Genomic DNA, 23386 nt, shown 5'->3' with positions numbered 1-23386 from the left:
TCCGCAAGGGCCGTGCGGTTTTTTCTTGCGCGTCGCAAAGCGTCGCTTGGCCGGATGACAGGCATGGGCTGCCGCGCTGCGTCCGCTGTGGGCTGCGCGTATAGACGCAGCGCATCACGGGGATGAAGCGAAGGCATTTTTATATTTAGGTGTAAACCCTTATCATCGCCGCAAGCCATCGACTTGGATCAGCGCGCAACGTAGCGTGAACCGCAACACCCCAAGACGCGTTTCAGGAACCACCGCCCGGATGATGAACCGCAAGCCCCACCCATCGACGTCGTCACGCTGGTCAAGCCGCTTGTATGCGCTCGTCACGATGATCTATCGCAAGCGGCCGGTCTGGATGGTGTCGTTCGCGACGAGCGAGGCCAGTCTGTCGGAAGGGCTGAGGGCGGCGTGCGTCTCCACGGCGATGCTCGCGGTGGGTAACCTGCTGCACGATCCGACCTTCGCGTGGGCCGCGATCGGCGCGTTCTGGACCTGTCTCGCCGATGCCGCCGGTTCCAACCGCGCGCGCTTTGCATCGATGATGGGCTTCGCGTTGCTCTCGACGCTGTGCGGCGGCCTCACCTCGTTTGCCTCCGGTGCCGGGGCCGGGTTCGCGGCGCTCGCGGTGCTCGTGTTCACGACGCTCGGCGCGTTCGGTCGCATCTGGGGCGCGGCCACCTCACAGGTGACGATTCTCGCGGCGACCGCCTGCGTGGTGATGGTGGACCGCCCGATGCACGACGCACGCGCCGGCCTTGCGTTTCTCGGCGTGTATCTGGTGGGCTGCCTGTTTGCCGTCGCGCTCAGTTTGAGCGTGTGGCGCATTCATCCGTTCGGCGCAAGCCGCTCGACGCTGCGCGCCGTGTATCTGCGGCTCGCGGACATCGCGTTGGACAGCGCGCGTTTGCTGGAGCATCGCGCGCCGCCGCGCGAATGGGCCACGCATGCCGCGAAATTCCGCGCCGATGCGCGCGCCGCGCTGGAGCGCTCGCGCGAGGCGCTGGCGAAGGTGCCCGCGTCGCGCGCGAATGGCCGTCAGGTCTACGACACGCTGCTCGGCTTGCTGACCGATGGCGAAGCGTTGTTCGCGTATCTGATCGCCGTGTCCGGCGCGAGTGAGAAAGTCCCCGACGAGGCCTGGCGAGCGAAGCGCGCGACACGCCTTCTGAGTGCGCTCGGCGAGGTGCTGCGCGGCATCGCCGCCGCGACCAGCGACGCGCGCTGGGACCGGATCGCAGATTTGCAGCAGCGCTTGCGCCGTCTCGCGACGCGCCTCGAAAGCGCGTTGATGGAACCCGTGAAGCTGCAGTCCGATTTCGAACTGGTCGATTTCGCGCCGCGCTATGCACAGCCCGAATCGTGGCGCGACAGCGCGGCCCGTCTCGCGGCGCGCGCCTGGGCGACGCTCAAGGCCAATCTGTCGAGCCAGTCGGTCGGGCTGCGGCACGCGGCGCGCGTCGGTGTGACGACCACGGCGGGCTTTCTGGTAATTCGCGCGCTCGGGCTGCCGTTCGGCTATTGGGCCACGATGGCGACGCTGCTGATCCTGCAGCCCTCGATTTCCGCGACCTGGCCGCGCAGCATCGAGCGCGCGGCGGGCAGCATCGTCGGCGGGGTGCTCGCGGCGGGGATCGGCTACGCGATTCATTCGCCACTCGGCATCTCGCTCGCGGTCTTCCCACTGGTGATGGCGACGATGGCGCTGCGGCCTGTCAGCTATAGCCTCTTCGTGCTGTTCCTCACGCCGACCTTCGTGCTCGTCGCCGACTTCGCGACGCCGGGCGCCAACGAATTCTCGTTCGCGCTCACGCGGCTCGGCAACAACGTGCTCGGCTGCGTGCTCGCGCTGCTCGCGACGTTCTATCTGTGGCCGACGCGTGAAAAGGCCGACTACCGCGCCTGGCTGAGCGAGGCGGTGCGTGCGAATGTGGCGTATCTGCGTGCCGCGCTGGAGTCGCCACATCGCAGCGCGAAGGACATGGAGCGTTTGCGCCGCGCCGCCGGTCTCGGCAGCAATAACGCCGAAGAAGCGATCGGACGGATTCGCCTCGAAAAACTCGAGGACTCGCTCGTCGATACCGTCACGCTGACGGTGCTCAGCCTGTTACGCAGGATGGCCGGGACCGCGACGCAGTTGCGTCTGAGTACGAACCGGCGCGACCGGCACGATGGACTGGGCGAATGGGTCGCGCAGGTGAGCGCCGATATCGACGCCGCGTTGAATCGAACCCTGCGGCCGGTGCGGCATGAGCTTCCCGCGCGGGACACGTTGACGTCGCTGGAGGCCGATGCGGTGGGCGAGCTGGCGCGGATGCAGCGATTGTTGACCGAGAGGATGCGGGAGGCGAGGGGGTAGTGGGCAGCGGGTGAGTCACGCAGCGCCACGTTCCCCCTGATCCTCTGCAACGACAGCCGGTTCGGGTTCGGCCGCCGGCACTACCGATTCAATCGTGCGCAACCCCGCCGCCAGCGCGCGCTTGTCGACCGCCGACAAGCGCTTGACCCAATACTCCGCCCGCGACGCGCTCGACCGGTCCGCGAGTTCGAACGACGCCAGCACCCGCACCGGCTTGCGCGAGCGCGTATAACGTGCGCCCATGCCGCTCATGTGCTTGTCGAAACGCGCCTGCACGTCGACGGCGATGCCGGTATAGACGCTGCCGTCCGAGCATTCGAGCAGATAAACAAACCACGCCATAAACGCGCTTTACCCTTTGAACGGATTGTGTTCGCGCAGCTCGTCCACGTAGGCGTGGATGCTGTTCTTTTCGTTGTCGAGGAAATGGCCGACCGCATCGGCGAACGCGGGATGCGCGAGCCAATGCGCGGAGCGCGTCACCGTGGGCAGGAAGCCGCGCGCCATTTTATGTTCACCTTGCGCGCCGCCTTCGAACGCGCCGAGCTTCTCCTCGATGCAGAATTCGAGCGGCTGGTAGTACGCGGTTTCAAAGTGCAGACACGGCACGTGTTCCAGCGCGCCCCAGTAGCGGCCATACAAAGTGCCGCCAGTTGCCGCGTCGCGTTGATACACCACGAGCGAACTCGCAATCGGCTTGCCTTCGTATTCAGCGATCACGAGCAGCAGATTCTCCGGCATCGTCGCGCCGATCATGCGGAAGAAATCGAGGTTCAGATACGGACTCGAAAAGTGTTCACGATACGTCTGCCGATAACACTTGCTGAAGAAACGCCAGTCCGCGTCCTGAATGTCTTCGCCGCGAATCCGCCGCATCGTCACGCCGGCGTCGTGCACCTTGCGTCGTTCGGCGCGAATGTTCTTGCGCTTCTTCTGTTCGAGCGTCGAGAGGAAATCGTCGAAGTCGCGATAGCCGTCGTTGAGCCAATGAAACTGCACGCCTTCGCGCTGCATCATGCCCATGCCGGTGAGCGCGTTTGCTTCGGTCTCGGTGGGAAACAGCACGTGCAGCGACGACACGTCGGCCTGCTCCGCGAACGCCATCAGCGTGGCCGCGAGATGCCGCAACGCGTGCGCATCGGTCGAAAGCAAGCGGTTGCCCTGCACCGGTGTGAACGGCACCGCGCACAGCAGCTTCGGGTAATACGGCAAACCGTTGCGCTTGTACGCATCGGCCCACGCCCAATCGAACACATACTCGCCGTACGAGTGCCCCTTCAGATACACCGGCGCGGCCGCCGCGAGCTTGCCCGTGCGCGCGTCGGTCAGCGTGACGAATTGCGGCGCCCAGCCGGTATCGGCGACCGCGCATTGGGTCGCATGCAGCGCGCTCAGAAACTCGTGCCGCAGAAACGGCGTGGGTTGCGACTGCTGCGCGAGGAGGGCATTCCATTCAGCGGCGTCCACCTCGGAGGGCGACGCCAGAATGCCCGTGCGATAATCGAAGCGTTCCTGGTTCAATCTGTGTGACTGTTCCCAATGAGCGGCGCGGTGTCGTGATGACCGCGTCGTTTGTTTATCCGATTTGTCCATTCCGTCGAGCCAACCAGCCGCGGTACTCGCAAGCCACCCGGCTTGCCTGTCGATCCTGCCATGAAGACCCGAATCGCTCTTGCTCAAATCAATGTCACTGTCGGCGACTTCGCCGGCAACGTCGCCAGGATTGTCGCCGCCGCACGCGCGGCGCACAACGATGGTGCGAAGCTGCTGATCGCGCCGGAACTCGCGCTGTCCGGCTATCCGCCCGAAGATCTGTTGCTGCGTCCCGCGTTTTATACCGCGAGCGCGGCGGCGTTGGCCGATCTCGCTGTGCAACTCAAACCGTTCAGCGGCTTGCACGTGATCGTCGGCCATCCTTCACGCGACGCAGCGCACGGCCATGGTAATGCAAACGCGCCGATCGAGCGCGGCGTGCCGCCGGTCGATACGTTCAACGCGGCGTCGCTGATCGTCGACGGCGAAGTCAAGGGCACCTACCGCAAGCAGGATTTGCCCAATACCGAAGTGTTCGACGAAAAGCGCTACTTCGCGTCCGACCCGCAACCGTTCGTGTTCGATCTCGACGGCGTGAAGTACGGCGTCGTGATCTGCGAAGACGCATGGCATGCGTCGGCCGCGCAGATGGCGAAGGCGGCGGGCGCGCAAGTGCTGCTGATTCCGAACGGCTCGCCGTACCACCTGAACAAGGAAGCGGTGCGCTTCGACATCCTGCGCGCGCGGATTCGCGAAACCGGCCTGCCGATGGTCTACGTGAACATGGTCGGCGCGCAGGACGAGCTGGTGTTCGACGGTGGTTCGTTCGTGCTGGATGCGCAAGGCGCGTTGATCGCGAAGATGGCGCAGTTCGAGGAAGCGACCGCGATCGTCGAATTCGACAACGGTGTACCGCTGCCTGGCGCGATCGCCGCGGAGCAGTCGCTCGAAGCACAGGTATATGCGGCGCTCGTAATGGGCGTGCGCGACTACATCAACAAGAACGGTTTCCCTGGCGCGTTGATCGGCCTGTCGGGCGGGGTGGATTCGGCGCTGGTGCTGGCCGTCGCGTGCGACGCGCTCGGCGCGGATCGCGTGCGCGCGGTGATGATGCCCTCGCGCTATACAGCCGACATCTCGACCACCGACGCCGCCGACATGGCCCGCCGTGTCGGCGTGCGCTACGACGAAATCGCGATTGCGCCGATGTTCGAAGCGTTCCGCGGCGCGCTCGCCGAGGAATTCGCGGGCCGCGCTGAGGACGCCACCGAAGAGAACATCCAGGCGCGCATTCGCGGCACGTTGCTGATGGCGCTGTCGAACAAGTTCGGCTCGATCGTGCTGACCACCGGCAACAAGAGCGAGATGGCGGTCGGCTATTGCACGTTGTACGGCGACATGGCCGGTGGCTTCGCGGTCATCAAGGACATCGCGAAGACGCTCGTGTACCGCTTGTGCCGCTATCGCAACGAAGCGACGACGTTCGAGAAGCGTGACGTGATTCCCGAGCGGATTCTGACGCGCGCGCCGTCGGCGGAACTGCGCGAAAACCAGACCGATCAGGACAGCCTGCCCGAATACGACGTGCTCGACGCGATCATGCGCATGTACATGGAGGAGGACCGCTCGCTCGCTGAAATCATCGCCGCGGGCTATGCCGCCGACGACGTGAAACGCGTCACGCGCCTGATCAAGATCAACGAGTACAAGCGCCGTCAGGCGCCGATCGGCATTCGCGTCACGCATCGCGCGTTTGGCCGCGACTGGCGCTATCCGATCACCTCACGCTATACCGAGCCGGTGGAGTAAGACGCGGCGCAGCACTGCTGCCGCCACTCGAAGCAACGCCGAAGCACGCGCCGGAATGCCGCAATGCATCCGGCGCGGCGTAGAATAAAAATCATCCATTTCCTTTTCACTCTTCCAATCACGAGACGAGGTCCGCCATGAAGCGCATCACTGCAATCATCAAACCGTTCAAACTCGACGAAGTGCGCGAGGCGCTTGCTGAAGTCGGCCTCACGGGGCTGACCGTGACCGAGGTCAAGGGCTTCGGCCGGCAGAAAGGCCACACCGAGCTCTATCGTGGTGCAGAGTACGTGGTCGATTTTCTGCCGAAGGTGAAGATCGAAGTGGTGGTCGCAGACAATCAGTGCGACCAGGTCATCGACGCGATCATCGGTGCGGCGCGCACCGGCAAGATCGGCGACGGCAAGATTTTCGTCGCGGATGTAGAGCGCGTGATCCGTATCCGTACGGGCGAAGAAAACGAAGCGGCGGTCTGACGCAGGCGTCCGGCTTCGCAAAATCGCGTATCGAAGAGCAAGGTAGCAAACGCCGGTCTTGCCCCTCTCTGATCCACGCACGCACCGAGCCGGTGCGTCGGGACCACGGCAAAACCGCGCGCGCAAATAAAAAACGGTGCAATACCCTTGCGGATATTGCACCGATACGCGCCTCTCGCAGCAGCGTGAAAAAGATTCTCTTGAAGAACTCTTGAATGCGCCCCGAAGGAATTTCTTTCGGGGCGCTTCGTTCGTTTAGAACGAGTGTTGAATACCTGCGTACACGCCGGTTTGTGCGCGACCCGGCAGCGGGTTATCCGTTGCGGCCGAGAGACCCGGGTTGTTCGCATTCAAACCGAAGTTCGCGTTGCTGCTGTTACGCACCGATGCAACCTGGAGGTCGAGCAACGTGCGCTTGGACAGGTTATACGAACCGCCGACCGTGTAGATCGTCGCATTGCCTGCGCCATTGTTGCCGTTCACGTGGTAGACCGCAGCAATCAGCGCTGCAGCCGGCGTTGCTTGCCACGTCACACCGCCCCATTCGTGATCGAGGGTGGTCGGCTGGCCCGGCAGAACGCCAGTTGCACCTGCCGAACGGACTGCCTGGTAAGCGCCCTGAATCTTGAACTGGCCGAGGAAGATGTTGAACATCGCCGAGTATTCGCGCGATGCCGAGAACACGCCACCGCCCGCGTTGCCCGTGTTGATCGTGCCGACTTGCGGGCCGTACAGGTTACCGTTAGCCGGGTTGCGGATTTCGTCGTACATGCCGCGGATCTGGAACAGCGAGTTCGTGTACGTGATCTGTGCGCCGGCTTCGCGACCTTGTGCGGTCGTACCGTTGCCGTTCCAGTTCGTTGCGTTCGACAGTGCGTATTGACCGTAGAAGTCAAAGCCTGCGATTTTCGGCGACTGGTACGCGAAGTTGTTGCTCGATTGCGGCCAGTTGCGGCCACGCACCAGCGATGCCGACGACCAGTTCGACTGACCGAACGGGTCGAAGTCCCACACGCCGTTCGAGATGAAGAGCATGCGGCCCATCGTGAACGTACCGTATTGATCGTTTGCCAGACCGACGGTTGCCCAACGATTGAAGAGACCGCCGCCGCCAGGGCCTGCGCCCGTCATCGTGTTGAACGAGCCTTCCAACTGGAAGAGGACCTTGTTGCCGCCACCGATGTCCTCAACACCCTTCAAACCCCACAGGCTGGTACCCCAGTCGCCGCTTTCTGCTTTCCAGCGGCTGTTGCTCTGGGTTGCCGCGCCGTTGACATTGGCACCGGACGGAACACCCGACATGTATTCGATGCCCGCATCAAGGCGGCCATACAGCGTGACGCTGCTTTGAGCGTGTGCGACAACCCCGGCCGACATCAGCGCAGCGGCGAGCAAAGCTTTCTTCATCTTCTCCTCCATACCCTGTCAAAAAATGAAACCCAGTACTGCGAATGGTGTTCGGACACGAGCCGTGCCGAACAGAAATCGGTGGTACCAGGGAGATTAGCGGGTGGATTGGGTCTCCTGCCGTGACGTGTAGCCTTCGGGCTATCTGCTCGTCATGCCGATCCCTCGCCGACCGGTTCTCCTCTGTGCTTTGAAGTGAAACTACTTTTAATCAACTTTGTTTTGCTACTTTGGTTACTAATTTATCAAAAATACCCTGGACTGGGAGAAGAAATTAGTACCGGCATTTGGTGGTGTCTCCAAATTGCAATAAGAATGTGTGCAATGACTCGTTGCGCGGGCCGGGAAAAGCGTGCAAACCCTTATCCGATAAGGGAATCACGGTTCGGCGCGGACAAGATTAAGGATTGCCACTATTGACGCTTTTAAAGTGGCAGAGTAGGGCGGTCTGGCAAGGGGCGAGCCCGCTGCGAAGGGTGTTTCGCGGCCATTGCAGCAAGAATGCGCGAAGAAAAGTAAAAAAGGCGCTCGTAAGCGCCTTGTAATACTGATGCGGTTAAAGCCCAACTATCGGGCTTTGAGCGGTCACTATTTGAGACTTCCCGAGAGGAACTGTTTGAGGCGTTCGCTTTTCGTGTTTTTGAATACCTCGTCCGGATGGCCTTCTTCTTCGACGCGGCCCTGATGCAGAAACACCACGTGATTCGACACGTTGCGCGCGAATGCCATTTCATGGGTCACGACGATCATCGTACGGCCTTCCTCGGCGAGCGTCTGCATGACCTTCAGTACTTCGCCGACCAGTTCCGGGTCGAGCGCCGAGGTCGGTTCGTCGAACAGCATCACGTCGGGATGCATCGCCAGTGCGCGCGCGATCGCGACACGCTGCTGCTGGCCGCCCGACAGATGCGACGGATACTGTTTTTCCAGACGCGGTGCGAGGCCGACCTTCTCCAGATACTCGCGGGCGCGCTCTTCGGCGTCCTTGCGCTTTAACCCGAGCACATTGACCGGCGCCTCGATGATGTTCTCGAGCACGTTCATGTGCGACCACAGGTTGAAGTGCTGGAACACCATAGACAGCTTGGTGCGCACGCGCTGCAGCTGCTTCGGGTCCGACACGCGCAGTGCGCCGGCCTTGCCGATCTGCGTGCGCACTTCCTCGCCGTCGACGAAGATGCGCCCCGAGTTCGGCTGTTCGAGAAAGTTGATGCAGCGGAGCATCGTGCTCTTGCCCGAGCCGGACGAGCCGATGACGCTGATCACGTCGCCGGCGTTGGCCTTGAGCGACACGCCTTTGAGAACTTCGTTATCGCCGTACTGCTTGTGAAGCTCGTCGACGAAGAGCTTTTGCTTCTTGGTGTTCATCAGGATCCTTGACGAGCTTACTTGCCAGGGGCACGGTGGTGCCCGGTTTTACTTGCCTTGCGGCCGCAGGTAAGCGAGCCAGCGGCGCTCGGCGCGGCGGAACAGCCACACGAGCGCGAAAGAAATACACAGATAGAGCAGTGCGGCGATGCCGAACGCGTTGAACGACTGATAAGTCGCGGAGTTCACGTCGCGGGCGATCTTGAGGATGTCCGGCACCGTCGCGGTGAAGGCGACCGTGGTGGCGTGCAGCATCAGAATCACTTCGTTGCTGTAGTAGGGCAGCGCGCGGCGCAGCGCCGACGGCAGAATCACGCGCCGGTACAGCGTGAACGACGACATCCCGTACGCGCGCGCCGCTTCGATCTCGCCATACGGCGTCGCCTTGATCGCGCCGGCGAAAATCTCGGTGGTGTACGCGCAGGTATTCAGCGTGAAGGCGAGCAGCGTGCAATGCATGCCATCGCGGAAGAACGCGTTGGTCAGCTCGTTATTGCGGATGATTTCGAGGCTGTACAGGCCGGTGTAGCAGAGCAGCAGCTGCACGTAGAGCGGCGTGCCGCGAAAGATATACGTGTACAGCCACACGAGGCCGGCGAGCCACTTCTTCTTCGACACCCGCGCGACCGCGAGCGGAATGGACAGACAGAAGCCCAAACCAATCGACACTACCAGCAGCCACAACGTGATCGCGAGGCCGGTGAAGCGGTAGCCGTCGGTGAAGAGATAGTTGCGCCAGTATTCCTGAATGATCGCGATCATAGATCCGCCTTTCGCACGCCGGTCGAGTAACGCTTTTCGAGGTACATCAGCACGAAGTTGGACACGGTGGTGATGGCGAGGTAGATCGCCCCTGCGAGCAAAGTGAAGAAGAAGAACCGCAGCGTGCCCTTGCCGGCATCCTGCGAAGCTTTGACGACGTCCGCGAGACCGATGATCGACACGAGCGCGGTGGCCTTGACCATTACCTGCCAGTTATTGCCGATGCCGGGCAGCGCGAAGCGCATCATCTGCGGGAACATCACGCGCCGGAAGACCTGCCAGCTCGTCATGCCGTAGGCCGAGCCCGCTTCCAGCTGGCCGCGCGGCACCGCCAGAAACGCGCCGCGGAAGGTCTCCGTGAAGTACGCGCCGTAGATGAAGCCGAGCACCGCGACGCCCGCCACGAACGGATCGATGTCGATCTGGTCCCAGCCGAGCACGTCGGTCAGGTCGTTCAGCCAGATCTGGATGCTATAGAACAGCAGCAGCATCAGCACGAGGTCGGGCACGCCGCGCACGAGCGTCGTGTACACCGTGCCGACGCCGTACGAGAGGCGGTTCTTCGACAGTTTCGCCGCCGCGCCGAGCAGGCCCAGCACGAAGGCGAACACGAGCGACAACACCGCCAGTTTGACGGTTTGCCATGTGCCGTTGAGAAGCAGCGGGCCGTAGCCTTGAAGGAACATATGGGGTCCTTGACAATGCGTTTGCGACGCACCGCGAAAGACGCGGCCAACTCTGCGCCGCGTTTGCCGCGAGCCGGATGCTCGCTGTGACCTGCGGCGCACAGCGCACCGCTGTGCAAATCATGACTGCATGGACGTTGCCGGCCTTGCAGCGCGCTTTTTGGGAAACTTGTCTCGAAACTGTTTGAATCTACTGCGGACCGACTGACTTTCCGACTCTAGTACGAAGCCCCAGGAAAGCCCATGCGGGCGCGCCCCGAGTCTCGCGGATGCCGCCTGCTGCTTCTATTGTGCTGCCTGCTACCCGCGGCGGGCCGCTTGCGCGGCAACCGGCCCGGCGACCCGGCTTAATGCCCCGGGTAGATGTCGAATTCGAAGTACTGCTTTTCGAGCTTCTTGAAGGTGCCGTCCTGGTGGATCTGCGCCAGCGCTTTGTTGAACATCGCCTTCAGATCGGCGTCGGTCTTGCGCAGCCCGATGGCCGTGCCGTCGCCGATCGTCTTCGGATCCTGCACCGCCGGACCGGCCCAGCCGAAGCCTTTGCCGCGCGGCGTCTTCAGGAAGCCGGCGTCGGCCTGGATTTCGTCCTGCAGCGCGGCGTCGAGACGGCCCGAGCCGAGATCGGCGTACACCTGATCCTGATTCTGGTAAGGCACCACGATCACGCCCTTGGGCTCCCACCAGACCTTGGCATAGGCTTCCTGGGTCGAACCCTGCTCGACGCCGACGCGTTTGCCCTTCAGCGACTCGACCGTGGGCAGGAGCGGCGAGCCAGCCTTGGCGATCATGCGGGCCGGGGCGTCGAACAGCTTGTCGGAGAAGTCGATCTGTTCGCGGCGCTTGTCCGTGACGGTCAACGACGACACGATCGCGTCGAACTTGCGGGCCTTCAGTGCGGGAATGATGCCGTCGAGATCCTGTTCGACCCAAACGCACTTCACGTTCATCTTCGCGCACAGCGCGCGGGTCAGATCGACGTCGAAGCCGACCACCTCACCGCTCGGCGCCTTCGATTCGAACGGCGGGTAGCTGGCGTCCGCGCCGATGCGCACGGTCTTCCACTCTTTCGCCATTGCGCCGGTGGCCATGAGCGCAAGCGCCACGCACAGTGCGAACTTCTTCATGTTTCTCCTGGATCAAACTGATCGTCGTGGGGTGACCCGGCGACCGCCGGCGCTGGGCCGGCCGTCGCTATTCTAGGCGGTCAAAATTGTTGCGCCGCGCGGGATGCTGCTGCGCTCTGGCGGGCGGCATTTTCGATGCGTCGAGGAAACCCGGCGCGAACCTGAAGCCTGCCGCGAGCGCCTCATGGCCAACCGTGCCGGGTCCGCTGGCGCACTGGGGCGCCCACGCATCTTGAAAAGCGCGGTATTTTACCCGAACCGAGGCGAGGCGTCAGGCCGGGACGCCGATGACGGCTAACTGGCCTTTGTTGCGTTGTGCACGCGCGACGTGGCGAGGCGGTTCGTCCAGTCGGAGCGAGCGTGGTGGTGGCGCGGTCCTTTTCGCGCAGGCAGGTTTTGTGCAGGTTTGGCCCCGCGTGGATGGAGTTCCTGTGCGGATGGCGTTTGCGCCGGTCGGGTGTCGGCTCGCGTATGGGATTTGCGCGAGGTTTGCCGGTCTGGCGTGGCTTCGCGGCTTCGTGGTTTCGCGGCGAGGGCGGTTCGCCAGCATCGCAGTCGTGGCCGGAACGTCCACCCACCAAGCCTGCGCCCGATTGCACGAATTTATGGAACGATCCGGTGCACTCGCGCCGGATTGTCCGGCGGCCGCGCTGCCCCTACATTCTCGTCATCGCTATTGACTAACCGGGAGTATTTCCATGATCGAGATTCGCCGTTCTGAAGAGCGCGGCCACGCCAACCACGGCTGGCTCGACTCGTATCACAGCTTCTCGTTTGCCGACTATCGCGACCCGCAGCACGTGCATTTCGGCCCGCTGCGCGTGATCAACGAAGACCGCATCGCTGGCGGCGAGGGTTTCGGCACGCACGGCCATCGCGACATGGAGATCGTCACGTATGTGCTCGAAGGCGCGCTCGCCCATCGCGACAGCATGGGCAATGGCTCGACCATTCGTCCCGGCGACGTGCAGCGCATGAGCGCGGGCACCGGCGTGCAGCACAGCGAGTTCAACGCATCGCAGGACGAGCCCGCGCATCTGTTGCAGATATGGGTGATTCCGAAGCGCGCGGGCGACCAGCCGGGCTATGAGGAAAAGCATTTCGACGCCGCCGACAAGCGCGGCCGTCTGCGTGTGGTCGCGTCGCCCGATGGCCGTGACGGCTCGGTGACGATTCACGCGGATGCATCGATCTATGCGGGTTTGATCGACGGTGCGGAAGCGGCCACGTTCGCGTTGCCGGAGGGACGTCTTGCGTACGTGCACGTGGCGCGCGGTGCGCTGACGGTGAACGGCCAGGCGCTTAAGGCAGGCGATGCCGCAAAGCTCAGCGAAACCGCTACGGTGACGCTCGACAACGGCGAGAACGCCGAAGTGCTGCTGTTTGATCTCGGTCAACTTAACTGAGTTGAGCGGCTGATCAACGGATCGTTCGGCGGGTCTTCGTGGCGCTAGTGAATGAAAGTGCAACGAGCTTGCCTTCGCAAAACAGGAGTCAGCAGCACCACGCAAAAACGCCACGGATATTTTCGTGGCGTCTCTATTTGCATCGACCGGAGCAAGACGGGCGCACAAGCCCGCCTTGCTGCTCCGTCGCGCCGCTTACTGATTCGCGGCCGGCGCAGACGCCGCGCCCTTGTGATGTTCCCAGCGATCGCGCATCTTCTCGTGACGCGATTCCATCTTCGCGAAGCGCTGCTTCAGCGCCGTGCTGACGGTGGTCTTCTGCTGATCGTTCAAGCCGTTATAGAACTTGAGCCATGCGTCGGTGGTTTGCTGACGCAGTTGCGCGTCCTTCTGCTCGACGTGCTGATGCGCGGCGGCCATCGCGTTCAGATCCAGGATCGGCTGTTGCTGCGCAGCCTTGAACTGGCTCTTGATCTGCTCGTGATTGGCGCGCATCGCTTCGTGGCCCTGCTTCATCGTGTCGAGCGCGGTTTGCCATTGTTTTTCCTGATCCGCGTTCAGTTTCAACTGGTCGTGCAGTTGCGTCAGCTGCTTCATGAAGTGGCCATGCCAGCCGCCGGGACCACCGCGGCCGTCCGGCGTGGCGGGTTGCGCGGCAAAGGCGGCACCCGTGCCGATAGCGAGGGCGGTGGCGGCAACGGCGAGAACGCGCGACATCTTTTTGATGGACATATAAGGCTCCTTGTAATGGAATAGCCGACGATGCAACCGGTCATGGGGACTGCCTGCATTCGGTAAGGCACAGCGTAGAGAAGCTCGCCGATCGCTGTGTTACGTGGCTTGATGCGCCTATTACCGACCATTACGTGCGCCTTTCACGGTAACACCCGGTAACCCTTGAGGGTCATCGGTTAACGAAAACCCTTCCTGCTGCGCGTTAAACTTCATTCCATGGCTACTCAAATACTTGTTGTCGACGACGACGTCGAATTGCGCGACCTGCTGCGCGACTATCTGGCCCGCCAGGGCATTGAAGTGTCGGTGCTGCACGACGCGGGCTCCCTCGAGCGCAGGCTCGAACGCGAACGTCCCGATCTCATCGTGCTGGACCTGATGATGCCCGGTGTCGACGGGCTCACGGCGCTGCGCAAGCTGCGCGCGTCGGGCGACGACATTCCCGTGATCATGCTCACGGCGCGCGCGGACGACGTGGACCGGATCGTCGGCCTCGAACTCGGCGCGGACGACTACCTCGGCAAGCCGTTCAATCCGCGCGAGTTGCTCGCGCGCGTGCAGGCGGTGCTGCGGCGGCGCCGTACGTTGCCGTCGGCGGCGGCGCCGGAACAGCGCGAGCCGTTCAACTTCGGGCGTTTCACGCTCGATTTCCAGTCGCGCACGCTGCATCTGGAAGACAAGCCGCTCACGCTGTCCGGCAGCGAGTTTGCGTTGCTCAAGATCTTCGTCAATCACCCAATGCGCACGCTCACGCGTGAGCGCCTGCTCGAGCTGCTGCATGGTCCCGAATACGACGGCACCGACCGCGGCATCGACGTGCAGGTGTGGCGCCTGCGCCGTATCCTCGAAACTGATCCGTCCACGCCGCGCTTCATTCAGACTGTGCGCGGGCGTGGTTACGTGTTCGTGCCCGACGGCGAGCAACATGCGCCGGCCCATTGATTCGCTGTTCGGACGACTCGCGCTGCTAGTCGTCGCGGTGCTGTTGCTGTCGCACTTCGCGTGGTACGCGCTGATGCGGCTCGAACGCTCGCAACTGCAAACGCGTTACGCGGTCGAGGAAGCGACCTTCCTCGTCGACGCGGTGCGCCAGCACGTCGCCCGTACGCCGGATCAGCCGTTGCCGTCGCGCGTTAAACTCGTTGACCCGGCGAGCCCGGACGTGCCGCCCGAGAGTACGGAGATGCCGCCGCCGCTCGAACGTTTCGTCGAGGACGTGCGTGAGCGCATGCCTTCCGATACCCAGGTGCGGGTCGGCATGCCGGGCCGTCCGCCCACGCTATGGGTGCGCGCGGCCAACGATCACAGCTGGATCGTCGTGCCCATGCAGCCGTTGCGCATGCCGCGCTCGCTCGACCGTACGGTCCTGTGGCTCGTCATCATCTTCTCGTTCGCAGTGATGGCGGCGCTGTTCGCCGCCTGGGCGTTGCAGCAGCCGCTGCGCTCGCTGGCCCAGGCGGTGGCGCGCTTCGGCCGCGGCCTGCCGGTGCCGCCGGTGCCGGAGCGCGGTCCGCGCGAATTGCGGCAGCTCACGCACGGCTTCAATCAGATGGTTCAGGAAGTGGCGCGCACAGAGAACGACCGCGCGGTGATGCTGGCGGGGGTCGCGCACGATCTGAAAACGCCGCTGGCGCGTTTGCGGTTGCGCGCCGAAATGATGGACGAGGTGAAGATGCGCGACGGCGTGGTGCGCGACGTCGATTCGATGACGCATATCGTGGAACAGTTTCTGGTGTTCGCGCATGACGGCGCCGATCGCAGCGAAGCCGTCGAAGTGGACGCGCAGTGCGAGCGGGTCGTGCGCAGCTATCGCGCGGTGGCCGCCGGTGCGCCCAGCGTGCTGACCGAACTGAACGCGGGGCCGGCGTTCCTGCTGCCCGCCGCCACACTCGATCGGATTCTGTCGAACCTGCTCGACAACGCGCACGCGTATGGCGCGCCGCCAGTCACCGTCGCCACCGCGCGCACGGCGCAAGGCTTCACGCTGTCGGTGAGCGACAACGGCAGCGGCATCGCCGCTCAGGATCTGATCAACGCGAGCCGGCCGTTCGTGCGGCTCGACCCGGCGCGCGGCGGCAACGGCCATAGCGGACTCGGGCTCGCGATCGTCGAGCGGCTGGTGCGGCGTGCGGGCGGGGAGTGGGAGATCGGCAACCACGGTGGCCGTGGCTTGCGGGTTTTAATGAGCTTTCCGTTCGAGGTGTTGCCGCGTGTGGCCGCGGCTTCGGAAAGCGCGTGGTAGTTGTCTGGTCAATGCCAGGCGGTGCGGACGCGATGCGTCTGCACCGTATTGATAGTCGGATTGATGAACTCCGGACGCAACGTTCGCAGGCGGGGCGGGTAAGCGGGTACTAGTCCGAGAACAGCGTGTTCAATGCATTCGCCGCGTCGCTGTCCACCGTGTTCCATGTCACCGTTTCGGCTTCGAAAATGTAGTGCGTCGTGTATTTGCCAAGACGCGCGAGGATCTCTTCCTGAATGAGCTCCGGCGCGACGGCCAGCTTCAGGTACCACGCGGTAGACGACAGACGCGTCTGGAACGCACCGTATTCAGCCAGCAGATGATCGAACGCGTCAGCATCCTGATCGCGACAGACGATGATCAAATTTCCCTTCATGCGAATCTCCCGTTAAAGCGGTAGCGTCAACCTCGATGTCAGGGTCGATCATACCTGCTTCGTTGCGGAAAGCCTCGCGCTGTGCGCGTGCGCTATGTCACCTGAAGCATCTATCGGCGCGCGGGAGCGGCAGGCGAGAAGGGCGCGGGGAGGGCACGAGAACGGCGCCAGCGGGCGCCTTACCAGACGTTCGCTACCGTGCGTGCGGGTGGTGCGGTGTCGTCGGGCGGCAGCGCTTCGGTGCGGTCGCGGCCGCCGGTTTTCGCGGCATAGAGCGCGGTGTCGGCACGGCTCATGAGGCGCTCGGGCAGATCGTCCGGCGAGAGTTCGGTGATGCCGATGCTCACGCTCAACCCCACCGAGGGCGGCAGCTTCGGCGAGGGCGCCGCTTTCAGACGCAGGCGCAAGCGTTCCACGACGTCGCGGCCGCTGGCGAGGCCGGTGGCCGGTAGCAGCAAGCCGAACTCTTCGCCGCCGAGCCGGCCGACCGCGTCGGCGCCGCGCAGTTCGGCACGGCAGGTGTCAACGAAATGTTCGAGCGCGCGGTCGCCGGCGGCATGGCCGAAGCGGTCGTTGATCTGCTTGAAGTGATCGAGGTCGGCGATCGCCATGCACAGCGGCTCGTTGTTCGCATGCGCGCGTTCGATCTCGTGGCGCAGCAGGTCGAGGAAGTAGCGCCGCGACAGCGCGCCGGTCAACACGTCGTGGCGCGCTTCGGCCGACAGCAGCGTATTGGCCGCCTGCAACTGCTCGGCGAGGTCGCGCGTGGCGCGATGGTGACGCCGCTCGCGCACATACGACACGGTGATTACCCACGCCAGCGCGACCGTGCCGGCCAGCGTCAGAAACACCAGCAGATGGTCGCGCTTGTGATTGCGCAGCAGTTCCGGCCACGCTGCGAGCGGGTCGACCAGATGCGCGGAGAGCCCCGAATTCAGACCGACACGATCCTGATACAGCGCCGGGATCCGCTGTTCGCTCATGCCGAACAACTGACCGGCGACCGCCGCGGGCACCCACGGCGCCTGTTCGCGCACCTGGGTGTCGACGCGAATCTGCATGCCGGGGAAAGTTTCACGGTGGTAGACGAGCCTGCGCTCGGCAGGGCTCATTTGCGTGACGCGCGAGTTCGGCAGCGTATGGCCTTCGAGTTCGCTGTTGTGCGCCATGATGATGACGCCGTTGTCGTCGGCGACGAAGGTGCCCGCGTGCGCAACCCAGTGGCGCAGCCGCGCGATCCCCACTTTGGCGACGACCACCCCGACCAGCAACCCCTCCGCATAAACCGGCGCGGCGATGAAGATGCCCGGCTCGCCGCTCGTGCGGCCGACGCCATAGGCTTCCGAGAACGCGCCGAGCAGCGCGCTCGTCAGATAGCCGCGCATGCGCATGTCGACGCCGACGAACGAGTGCTCCGCCGCGAGCGGGTTGTCAATCGAGTTGCTCGACGCCACGCAGATGCCGTTGGCGTTCACGAGCCAGATCTGGTCGAGCCCGGAGAAACCTTGTGCGTCGTGCAGGAAGCGGCTGACCGTGGTCATTTGCGCATCTTTTAGCAGCGCGGCGCGCAGGGCGGGTTCCGCCGCCTCGCTGTTCGCGGCATAATTCTGGGATTGCACCAGGGCGCGCTGGACCACGTCCATTTCGGCCATGGTTGCGGGGATGGCGCGGGACATGGCGAGGTCGCTGGCAATCACCTCGGCCATGTTGTCGACGATCGACGCGGACATTTGCCGCTGCGCGCGCAGCGCCGCGTCCAGCTCTTGCTGTACCATCCGGTCCGCGACCATGCCGGCCACAAACCAGCAAACCAGTACGATCAGCACGAAGCTGACCGGCCCGGTTACCTGGCGCAAGGTTGTCCTGTTCATCGACCCTCTGATCCGTCTGGCTGTGACATGCAACTAGCTCATTCGTGGCAGCGCGCAGGCGCTGTGTCGACCCTTAGGAAGCGGCTGCCGCGCCGCCGCTGCGGCCCGGGATAAACCGCGCGCAGACAAACATGCGCGTCGTTTCCTGATTTTAACCGGCATGGGGCCAGACGCCACCGTTATTGCGGGAATGCGAAGTGCATGAGCGAAGGCCGTCCGGCTCTTAACGGCACGCGAGCCGGATTCTTGATGGCTGCGTGGATCTTCTGGGCGATTCGCCGCGTAGCCGGCGTTGCCGCGATGAGCGGCGATGTGGCTCACGCACCACGATCGACGGTTCGCGCCAACGTGCCGCGGCGCCGGCGAAGGCCGGCGTGGCGGGGTCCGGTGGCGATTCATCGCGATTTGCCGTGAAAGGTTGTGCCTGAAACAAAGGATGGTGTAGTGTCGTGCCGTCCAAAACAAGGAAAGCTCGCCAGCCTTCGGGCGGCGCCTGCGGCGACAGGAGTCCGGCGTGATGGGGTGGTCCTGGACGGCTTGTCCATGACACGTCCGTTACCGGCCCACGTGTCTCCAACGCTAACGATTTACCGCGCACACGCGTTTTGCCATGCATGATTTCCGCTTTCCGGACCGATCTTCAGACCACCGCGCCGAAGCCGCGGCCTCCTTCGAGCGAACCAGTGCCTGCATCGAAGGGGAGGGCATCTGATGGATTTCAGTTTTAACCTGAAGCGCACCGCCAATGCGTCGGCATGGCGGGTGCTGCCCAATCGCTGGGACTTCGTCGCCTTCCCGCTGATCATCTGCATGATCGCGATGGCGGCGATCGGCTTTCACGAAACCCTTGCGCCGATGTCGACGCTCAAGACCCAGGCGATCACGCTCGATCCGGCGAACCTGCCCGAGTACGCGATGCGCACCACGCTGCGCATGCTCGCGGCGATGGTCGCCTCGCTGATCTTCACGCTGGTCTACGGCACGCTCGCGGCCAAGAGCCGCCGCGCCGGCCTCGTGCTGGTGCCGATTCTGGACATCCTGCAGTCCGTGCCGGTGCTCGGCTACATTTCGTTTACGGTCACGTTCTTCCTCGCGCTGTTTCCGGGCCGCGTGCTCGGCGCCGAACTCGCGGCGATCTTCGCGATCTTCACGAGCCAGGCGTGGAACATGACATTCAGCTTCTATCAGTCGCTGCGCACGGTGCCGCGCGATCTGGACGAAGTGTCGCGCGGTTTTCATCTGACTTCGTGGCAGCGCTTCTGGAAGCTCGAAGTGCCGTTCTCGATGCCGGGCCTCATCTGGAACATGATGATGTCGATGTCGGGCGGCTGGTTTTTCGTGGTCGCCTCCGAAGCGATCACGGTCGGCAACAACACGATCACGCTGCCGGGCATCGGCGCGTTTCTGGCGCAGGCGATCTCGGAGAAGAACCTGCATGCGATCGGCTGGGTGATCCTCGCAATGACGGTCGTGATCCTCGCGTACGACCAGTTCCTGTTCCGTCCGCTCGTCGCGTGGGCCGACAAGTTCCGCATGGAAACCACCAGCTCGGGCGACGCGCCGGAATCCTGGCTGCTCGACCTGATTCGCCGTACGCGCCTGATTCACCGCCTGCTGGTGCCGCTCGGCTGGATGTTCGCAAAGGCCGCGCGGGTGCGGTTCCAGTTGCCGGCGTTCAGCGCGCCGCGCTTCCAGATTCCGCAGCGCGAGAAGAGTTCGAAGCTCGGCGACACGCTGTGGGCGGCGTTCGTGCTGATCGCTACCGTCTACGTGGTGTACCGTGTGTTCCTCTACGTGCGCACCGGCGTGACGCTCGAAGAGGTCGGCCACGTGCTCGTGCTCGGGCTCATCACGCTGCTGCGCGTGGTGGTGCTGATCGCGATCGCCTCGGTGATCTGGGTGCCGGTCGGCGTGCTGATCGGCCTGCGCCCGGCGCTGGCGGAAAAGATCCAGCCGCTCGCGCAGTTCCTCGCGGCGTTCCCGGCGAACCTGCTGTTCCCGGTGTTCGTGATCGTGATCGTGCGCTTCCATCTGAACCCGGACATCTGGCTGTCGCCGTTGATCGTGCTCGGCACGCAGTGGTATATCCTTTTCAACGTGATCGCTGGCGCGAGTTCCTATCCGAACGACTACCGCGAGGCGGCCAAGAATTTCCACATCCGCGGCTGGCAGTGGTGGCGTCAGGCGATGCTGCCGGGCATCTTCCCTTATTACGTGACCGGTGCGATCACTGCGTCGGGCGGCGCGTGGAACGCGAGCATCGTGGCCGAATTCGTCCAGTGGGGCGATACGAAGGTGGCCGCTCACGGGCTGGGTGCGTACATCGCGCAGACCACCGCGGCGGGCGACTATCCGAAGATCATCGTGGGCATCGCCGTGATGTCCCTGTTCGTGACGCTGTTCAACCGCCTGCTGTGGCGTCCGATGTACGCCTACGCCGAAGCCAAGCTCCGGCTCGATTGAGATATGAAGGCATAACGCGATGCAAAATCCCAAAGCTGCTATGACCGCCGCGCCGATCCAGACGCCGCCGAAGCCGCCGCGCCTCGGCGAAGAGATCCTGCGTGTCAAGGACGTGTGCCGCGGTTTCAACAAGACGCAGGGCGAGCTGCTCGTGCTCGACGACGCGAACCTGTCGTTGCGCGAAGGCGAGATCGTCGGATTGCTGGGCCGTTCGGGCTCGGGCAAGTCGACGCTGCTGCGTATCATCGCCGGTCTGATCGAACCGACCGACGGCGAAGTCACGTATATGGGCAAGCCGCTCGACGGCCCGGCGAAGGGCGTCGCGATGGTGTTTCAGACCTTCGCGCTATTCCCGTGGCTGACCGTGCTGCAGAACGTGGAAGCGGGTCTCGAAGCGCAAGGCGTCGGCGCCGCCGAGCGGCGCACGCGCGCATTGGCCGCGATCGACCTGATCGGTCTGGACGGTTTCGAAAACGCGTATCCGCGCGAGTTGTCGGGCGGCATGCGGCAGCGCGTCGGCTTTGCGCGCGCGCTGGTGGTCGACCCCACGCTGCTGCTGATGGACGAGCCGTTCTCCGCGCTCGACGTGCTGACCGCCGAAACGTTGCGTACTGACCTGCTCGATCTGTGGACGCAAGGCCGCATGCCGATCAAGGCGGTGCTGATCGTCACGCACAACATCGAGGAAGCGGTGTTCATGTGCGACCGGATTCTGGTGCTGTCGTCGAATCCGGGGCGCGTGATCGCCGAGATCAAGGTGCCGTTCAAGCATCCGCGCAACCGGCTGGACCCGGCGTTCCGCCGGCTGGTCGACGAGATCTACGCGAAGATGACCGCGCGTCAGACCGACGAAAAGACCAAGAAGGGGCTGGAGCTGCACAGCTGGTTGCCGCATGTGTCGACCAACCTGATGGCCGGTCTGATCGAGACGCTGGCCGCAGCTCCCTATCACGGCCGCGCGGACATGCCGGAAATCGCGCGCTCGCTGCATCTGGAGGTGGACGATCTGTTCCCGGTGGCCGAAGTGCTGCAGCACCTCGGTTTTGCCGACGTGCGCGAGGGCGATATTTTCCTGACGCCGCCCGCGCGCGTATTCTCCGAATTCGGCACCCAGGAACGCAAGATGATGTTCGCCGAGCATTTGCTGCGGCACGTGCCGCTTGCCGCCCGGATCAAGAAGGTGTTGAACGAGCGCCCGGGGCATCGCGCGCCGCGCGTGCGCTTCGAGCAGGAGCTGGAAGATTTTCTGTCGGACAGCGCGGCGGAAGAGACGCTCGACGCGGTGATCAACTGGGGCCGTTATGGCGAGATCTTCTCGTACAACGACCAGACCGAAATCTTCAGTCTGGAAGATGTGGAGTCTTGAGGCGTAGCAGGTCTGGCTGATTCAGACAGACAGGGAAGGCGGTTCATGCGAAAGCGGCAGGGGAGACCCCGCCGCTTTTTTATTGCAGATTGCCCCAGCGTTCGACCGCCGGCTCCGCCGAAGCCCACTTCCAGCCTTTGTCCTGCTGGCAAGCGCTCGCCGTGAACCAGGCTTCCGGCGCGTTCGGCGCGTCGCCGTCCTTCACCGAGAACACGAACTCCTTGCACAGCGCGAGCGCCGAACCGAACGCACGCGTCACGCGCACCTCGCCGTGCCCGTTCTCGATGGGCAGCATGTGCTTGACCGACCAGGGCCGCGTCTCGCCGACCGGCATCGCGCCCGCCAACGCGGCGATCAGGTCCTGCTGGTCCTTGTGCATGCTGCGCATGTAGCGGCCGACGACTTCGTCCGTCGCGGCCTGCACGGCGATACCGACGCCGATCGCGACGGCCGGGTTCGAGGTCACGAGACCCGACGCGACGCCGGCCGCCGCACCGCTCGCGGCGCCGACGGACGAACAGCCGCTCGTCAGCAGGCTTGCGCCGACGCAGAGCGCGCCGGCCGCGATCAGCCGCAGACGGTTGCCGGACAATCGCGCGACACGTGCGCGAGCCGCCGCGCGCGAGACGCGAAGCGAGAGCGTCTTCATTGCAGCGCGCCCCAGCGTTCGGTGGCGGGTTCGGCCGACGCCCACTTCCAGTTCTCGCCGTCACGGCAGACCGACGCGACAAAAAACGCGCTGCTCGCGGGGACGTTTTTGGTGGCGGTCTCGTCGACGGAGAAGACGATTTCCTTGCAATCGAGCGCGCCCGTGCTGATCGCGCGGCTGACGGTGACGCGCCCGTGCTGATCGTCTTCGATCGGGAACGAGTGGGTCACGCTCCATGGCGCGACGGCGCCGACCTCGAGCGGGCCGGCCACTCTGGCGATGCTGTCCTGCGTATTCCGATGGACCACGCGCTCCGAGTACTGCACGCCGGCGCGGGCCGCGGCGACTGCGCCGAGGCCGATGCCGGTGGCGACCGCCGCGTTGCTGGTGACTTTGGTCGCGACCGCCGCGCCCGCGATACCGGCGCCTGCCACCGCACCTTCGGAGTAAAGCGAGCTACAGCCGCTCAATGCCGACGACGCAACGAGCGCGAATGCGACGAGCGCCGTTGCACGCTGACGTGCGCATCTGGCCGTCGTTTTTGCCCTGCCGGCCCACACCCTGTTTTTTTGCATTTCCCTGTCCCTGCTCGTGCAAGTGCCTTTCATTCGCGCAAGAAGCGAGCGCGCGAATGAAAGGCACGTCGTTCCAATACGCTGCCGCATTTTGCAGGATGCGTTTTGTAATTGGCAGTGGCAAAGTGCAAGAAATTGCAAAACATGGTGCAGACCAAACCGGTTTCTGGTGAAGGAAACCAACATTTGCC

The 23386-nt window shown here is 63.8% G+C and carries 20 protein-coding genes; 8 read left to right on the top strand and 12 right to left on the bottom strand.

All coding sequences use genetic code 11. From position 1 onward, the window contains the following. The first annotated feature begins 250 nt into the window (after positions 1 to 250). Positions 251 to 2347, top strand: a complete 2097-nt coding sequence (locus CIC12_RS16085) for an FUSC family protein (protein WP_168665084.1) — start codon at positions 251 to 253, stop codon at positions 2345 to 2347. A 15-nt stretch (positions 2348 to 2362) separates the two neighbouring features. Here CIC12_RS16085 and CIC12_RS16080 read toward each other — a convergent pair whose 3' ends face one another. Together CIC12_RS16080 and CIC12_RS16075 are read right to left on the bottom strand one after the other, a co-directional pair. After that, positions 2363 to 2689 (bottom strand): GIY-YIG nuclease family protein, encoded by a 327-nt coding sequence (locus CIC12_RS16080; RefSeq protein WP_168665082.1) that lies wholly within the window; start codon positions 2687 to 2689, stop codon positions 2363 to 2365. Between the two features lie 9 nt (positions 2690 to 2698). Further along, positions 2699 to 3868 (bottom strand): GNAT family N-acetyltransferase, encoded by a 1170-nt coding sequence (locus CIC12_RS16075; protein ID WP_168665081.1) that lies wholly within the window; start codon positions 3866 to 3868, stop codon positions 2699 to 2701. Between the two features lie 132 nt (positions 3869 to 4000). On the opposite strand from CIC12_RS16075, the gene CIC12_RS16070 reads away from it, so the two are divergent. After that, positions 4001 to 5689, top strand: coding sequence for an NAD+ synthase (locus CIC12_RS16070; RefSeq protein ID WP_168665080.1), 1689 nt, complete (start codon positions 4001 to 4003; stop codon positions 5687 to 5689). A gap of 137 nt (positions 5690 to 5826) precedes the next feature. Continuing rightward, on the top strand, positions 5827 to 6165 hold the full coding sequence (gene glnK, locus CIC12_RS16065; protein WP_168665079.1) for a P-II family nitrogen regulator: 339 nt from the start codon (positions 5827 to 5829) through the stop codon (positions 6163 to 6165). A gap of 255 nt (positions 6166 to 6420) precedes the next feature. Here the strand turns inward: glnK and CIC12_RS16060 are convergent, their stop codons facing one another. The 5 genes from CIC12_RS16060 to CIC12_RS16040 form a co-directional block, all read right to left on the bottom strand. Further along, the gene (locus CIC12_RS16060; protein ID WP_168665078.1) at positions 6421 to 7572 is read right to left on the bottom strand and encodes a porin; all 1152 of its coding nucleotides are present in this window, start codon (positions 7570 to 7572) and stop codon (positions 6421 to 6423) included. 588 nt (positions 7573 to 8160) lie between these two features. Then, complete coding sequence (locus CIC12_RS16055) at positions 8161 to 8940, bottom strand: ABC transporter ATP-binding protein (protein ID WP_168665076.1); 780 nt, start codon at positions 8938 to 8940, stop codon at positions 8161 to 8163. Positions 8941 to 8988: 48 nt separating this feature from the next. After that, positions 8989 to 9702, bottom strand: a complete 714-nt coding sequence (locus tag CIC12_RS16050) for an ABC transporter permease (protein WP_121316851.1) — start codon at positions 9700 to 9702, stop codon at positions 8989 to 8991. Then, positions 9699 to 10388, bottom strand: a complete 690-nt coding sequence (locus CIC12_RS16045) for an ABC transporter permease (protein WP_168665075.1) — start codon at positions 10386 to 10388, stop codon at positions 9699 to 9701. Before CIC12_RS16045 ends, CIC12_RS16050 begins: the two co-directional genes overlap by 4 nt. Before the next feature lie 347 nt (positions 10389 to 10735). Further along, a complete protein-coding gene (locus CIC12_RS16040) occupies positions 10736 to 11512 on the bottom strand; it encodes an ABC transporter substrate-binding protein (protein ID WP_168665073.1) in 777 nt (258 codons plus the stop codon). A gap of 698 nt (positions 11513 to 12210) precedes the next feature. Here CIC12_RS16040 and CIC12_RS16035 point away from each other — a divergent pair. Next, positions 12211 to 12918, top strand: a complete 708-nt coding sequence (locus tag CIC12_RS16035) for a pirin family protein (protein WP_168665072.1) — start codon at positions 12211 to 12213, stop codon at positions 12916 to 12918. Positions 12919 to 13113: 195 nt separating this feature from the next. Here CIC12_RS16035 and CIC12_RS16030 read toward each other — a convergent pair whose 3' ends face one another. Beyond that, positions 13114 to 13650 carry a periplasmic heavy metal sensor gene (locus CIC12_RS16030; protein ID WP_168665070.1) on the bottom strand — a complete coding sequence of 179 codons (537 nt, stop codon included), beginning with the start codon at positions 13648 to 13650 and terminating at the stop codon, positions 13114 to 13116. Positions 13651 to 13869: 219 nt separating this feature from the next. Here CIC12_RS16030 and CIC12_RS16025 point away from each other — a divergent pair, with 219 nt between their 5' ends. Together CIC12_RS16025 and CIC12_RS16020 are read left to right on the top strand one after the other, a co-directional pair. Continuing rightward, positions 13870 to 14595 (top strand): response regulator, encoded by a 726-nt coding sequence (locus CIC12_RS16025; protein ID WP_012432166.1) that lies wholly within the window; start codon positions 13870 to 13872, stop codon positions 14593 to 14595. After that, complete coding sequence (locus CIC12_RS16020) at positions 14579 to 15895, top strand: ATP-binding protein (protein ID WP_168665068.1); 1317 nt, start codon at positions 14579 to 14581, stop codon at positions 15893 to 15895. The genes CIC12_RS16025 and CIC12_RS16020 overlap by 17 nt, the downstream gene beginning before the upstream one ends. A 109-nt stretch (positions 15896 to 16004) precedes the next feature. Here the strand turns inward: CIC12_RS16020 and CIC12_RS16015 are convergent, their stop codons facing one another. Together CIC12_RS16015 and CIC12_RS16010 are read right to left on the bottom strand one after the other, a co-directional pair. Beyond that, on the bottom strand, positions 16005 to 16271 hold the full coding sequence (locus tag CIC12_RS16015) for a hypothetical protein (protein ID WP_168665067.1): 267 nt from the start codon (positions 16269 to 16271) through the stop codon (positions 16005 to 16007). Between the two features lie 179 nt (positions 16272 to 16450). Next, a complete protein-coding gene (locus tag CIC12_RS16010) occupies positions 16451 to 18142 on the bottom strand; it encodes a sensor domain-containing diguanylate cyclase (RefSeq protein ID WP_168665065.1) in 1692 nt (563 codons plus the stop codon). 711 nt (positions 18143 to 18853) lie between these two features. On the opposite strand from CIC12_RS16010, the gene CIC12_RS16005 reads away from it, so the two are divergent. Next, the gene (locus CIC12_RS16005; RefSeq protein ID WP_168665063.1) at positions 18854 to 20605 is read left to right on the top strand and encodes an ABC transporter permease; all 1752 of its coding nucleotides are present in this window, start codon (positions 18854 to 18856) and stop codon (positions 20603 to 20605) included. 19 nt (positions 20606 to 20624) lie between these two features. Continuing rightward, the gene (locus CIC12_RS16000) at positions 20625 to 21971 is read left to right on the top strand and encodes an ABC transporter ATP-binding protein (protein WP_168665061.1); all 1347 of its coding nucleotides are present in this window, start codon (positions 20625 to 20627) and stop codon (positions 21969 to 21971) included. Between the two features lie 79 nt (positions 21972 to 22050). On the opposite strand, the gene CIC12_RS15995 is transcribed toward CIC12_RS16000, so the two are convergent. Further along, entirely contained in the window at positions 22051 to 22620 is a 570-nt protein-coding gene (locus CIC12_RS15995) for a hypothetical protein (protein WP_238812653.1), read from the bottom strand. Then, complete coding sequence (locus CIC12_RS15990) at positions 22617 to 23195, bottom strand: hypothetical protein (RefSeq protein WP_168665059.1); 579 nt, start codon at positions 23193 to 23195, stop codon at positions 22617 to 22619. The genes CIC12_RS15995 and CIC12_RS15990 overlap by 4 nt, the downstream gene beginning before the upstream one ends. Positions 23196 to 23386: the final 191 nt, after the last annotated feature.

Origin of the sequence: Paraburkholderia sp. SG-MS1 (assembly GCF_012275575.1) — a bacterium.
In the GTDB taxonomy this organism is placed as follows: domain Bacteria; phylum Pseudomonadota; class Gammaproteobacteria; order Burkholderiales; family Burkholderiaceae; genus Paraburkholderia.
Note: the sequence above shows the minus strand (reverse complement) of the source record. Positions and strands in the feature narration are given on the sequence as shown.

Bases quoted from the DNA above. Each gene is read 5' to 3' on its own strand.
- CIC12_RS16085 (WP_168665084.1), top strand. From the start codon at position 251: ATGATGAACCGCAAGCCCCACCCATCGACGTCGTCACGCTGGTCAAGC.
- CIC12_RS16080 (WP_168665082.1), bottom strand. From the start codon at position 2,689: ATGGCGTGGTTTGTTTATCTGCTCGAATGCTCGGACGGCAGCGTCTAT.
- CIC12_RS16070 (WP_168665080.1), top strand. From the start codon at position 4,001: ATGAAGACCCGAATCGCTCTTGCTCAAATCAATGTCACTGTCGGCGAC.
- glnK (WP_168665079.1), top strand. From the start codon at position 5,827: ATGAAGCGCATCACTGCAATCATCAAACCGTTCAAACTCGACGAAGTG.
- CIC12_RS16060 (WP_168665078.1), bottom strand. From the start codon at position 7,572: ATGAAGAAAGCTTTGCTCGCCGCTGCGCTGATGTCGGCCGGGGTTGTC.
- CIC12_RS16055 (WP_168665076.1), bottom strand. From the start codon at position 8,940: ATGAACACCAAGAAGCAAAAGCTCTTCGTCGACGAGCTTCACAAGCAG.
- CIC12_RS16050 (WP_121316851.1), bottom strand. From the start codon at position 9,702: ATGATCGCGATCATTCAGGAATACTGGCGCAACTATCTCTTCACCGAC.
- CIC12_RS16045 (WP_168665075.1), bottom strand. From the start codon at position 10,388: ATGTTCCTTCAAGGCTACGGCCCGCTGCTTCTCAACGGCACATGGCAA.
- CIC12_RS16040 (WP_168665073.1), bottom strand. From the start codon at position 11,512: ATGAAGAAGTTCGCACTGTGCGTGGCGCTTGCGCTCATGGCCACCGGC.
- CIC12_RS16035 (WP_168665072.1), top strand. From the start codon at position 12,211: ATGATCGAGATTCGCCGTTCTGAAGAGCGCGGCCACGCCAACCACGGC.
- CIC12_RS16030 (WP_168665070.1), bottom strand. From the start codon at position 13,650: ATGTCCATCAAAAAGATGTCGCGCGTTCTCGCCGTTGCCGCCACCGCC.
- CIC12_RS16025 (WP_012432166.1), top strand. From the start codon at position 13,870: ATGGCTACTCAAATACTTGTTGTCGACGACGACGTCGAATTGCGCGAC.
- CIC12_RS16020 (WP_168665068.1), top strand. From the start codon at position 14,579: ATGCGCCGGCCCATTGATTCGCTGTTCGGACGACTCGCGCTGCTAGTC.
- CIC12_RS16015 (WP_168665067.1), bottom strand. From the start codon at position 16,271: ATGAAGGGAAATTTGATCATCGTCTGTCGCGATCAGGATGCTGACGCG.
- CIC12_RS16010 (WP_168665065.1), bottom strand. From the start codon at position 18,142: ATGAACAGGACAACCTTGCGCCAGGTAACCGGGCCGGTCAGCTTCGTG.
- CIC12_RS16005 (WP_168665063.1), top strand. From the start codon at position 18,854: ATGGATTTCAGTTTTAACCTGAAGCGCACCGCCAATGCGTCGGCATGG.
- CIC12_RS16000 (WP_168665061.1), top strand. From the start codon at position 20,625: ATGCAAAATCCCAAAGCTGCTATGACCGCCGCGCCGATCCAGACGCCG.
- CIC12_RS15995 (WP_238812653.1), bottom strand. From the start codon at position 22,620: ATGAAGACGCTCTCGCTTCGCGTCTCGCGCGCGGCGGCTCGCGCACGT.
- CIC12_RS15990 (WP_168665059.1), bottom strand. From the start codon at position 23,195: ATGCAAAAAAACAGGGTGTGGGCCGGCAGGGCAAAAACGACGGCCAGA.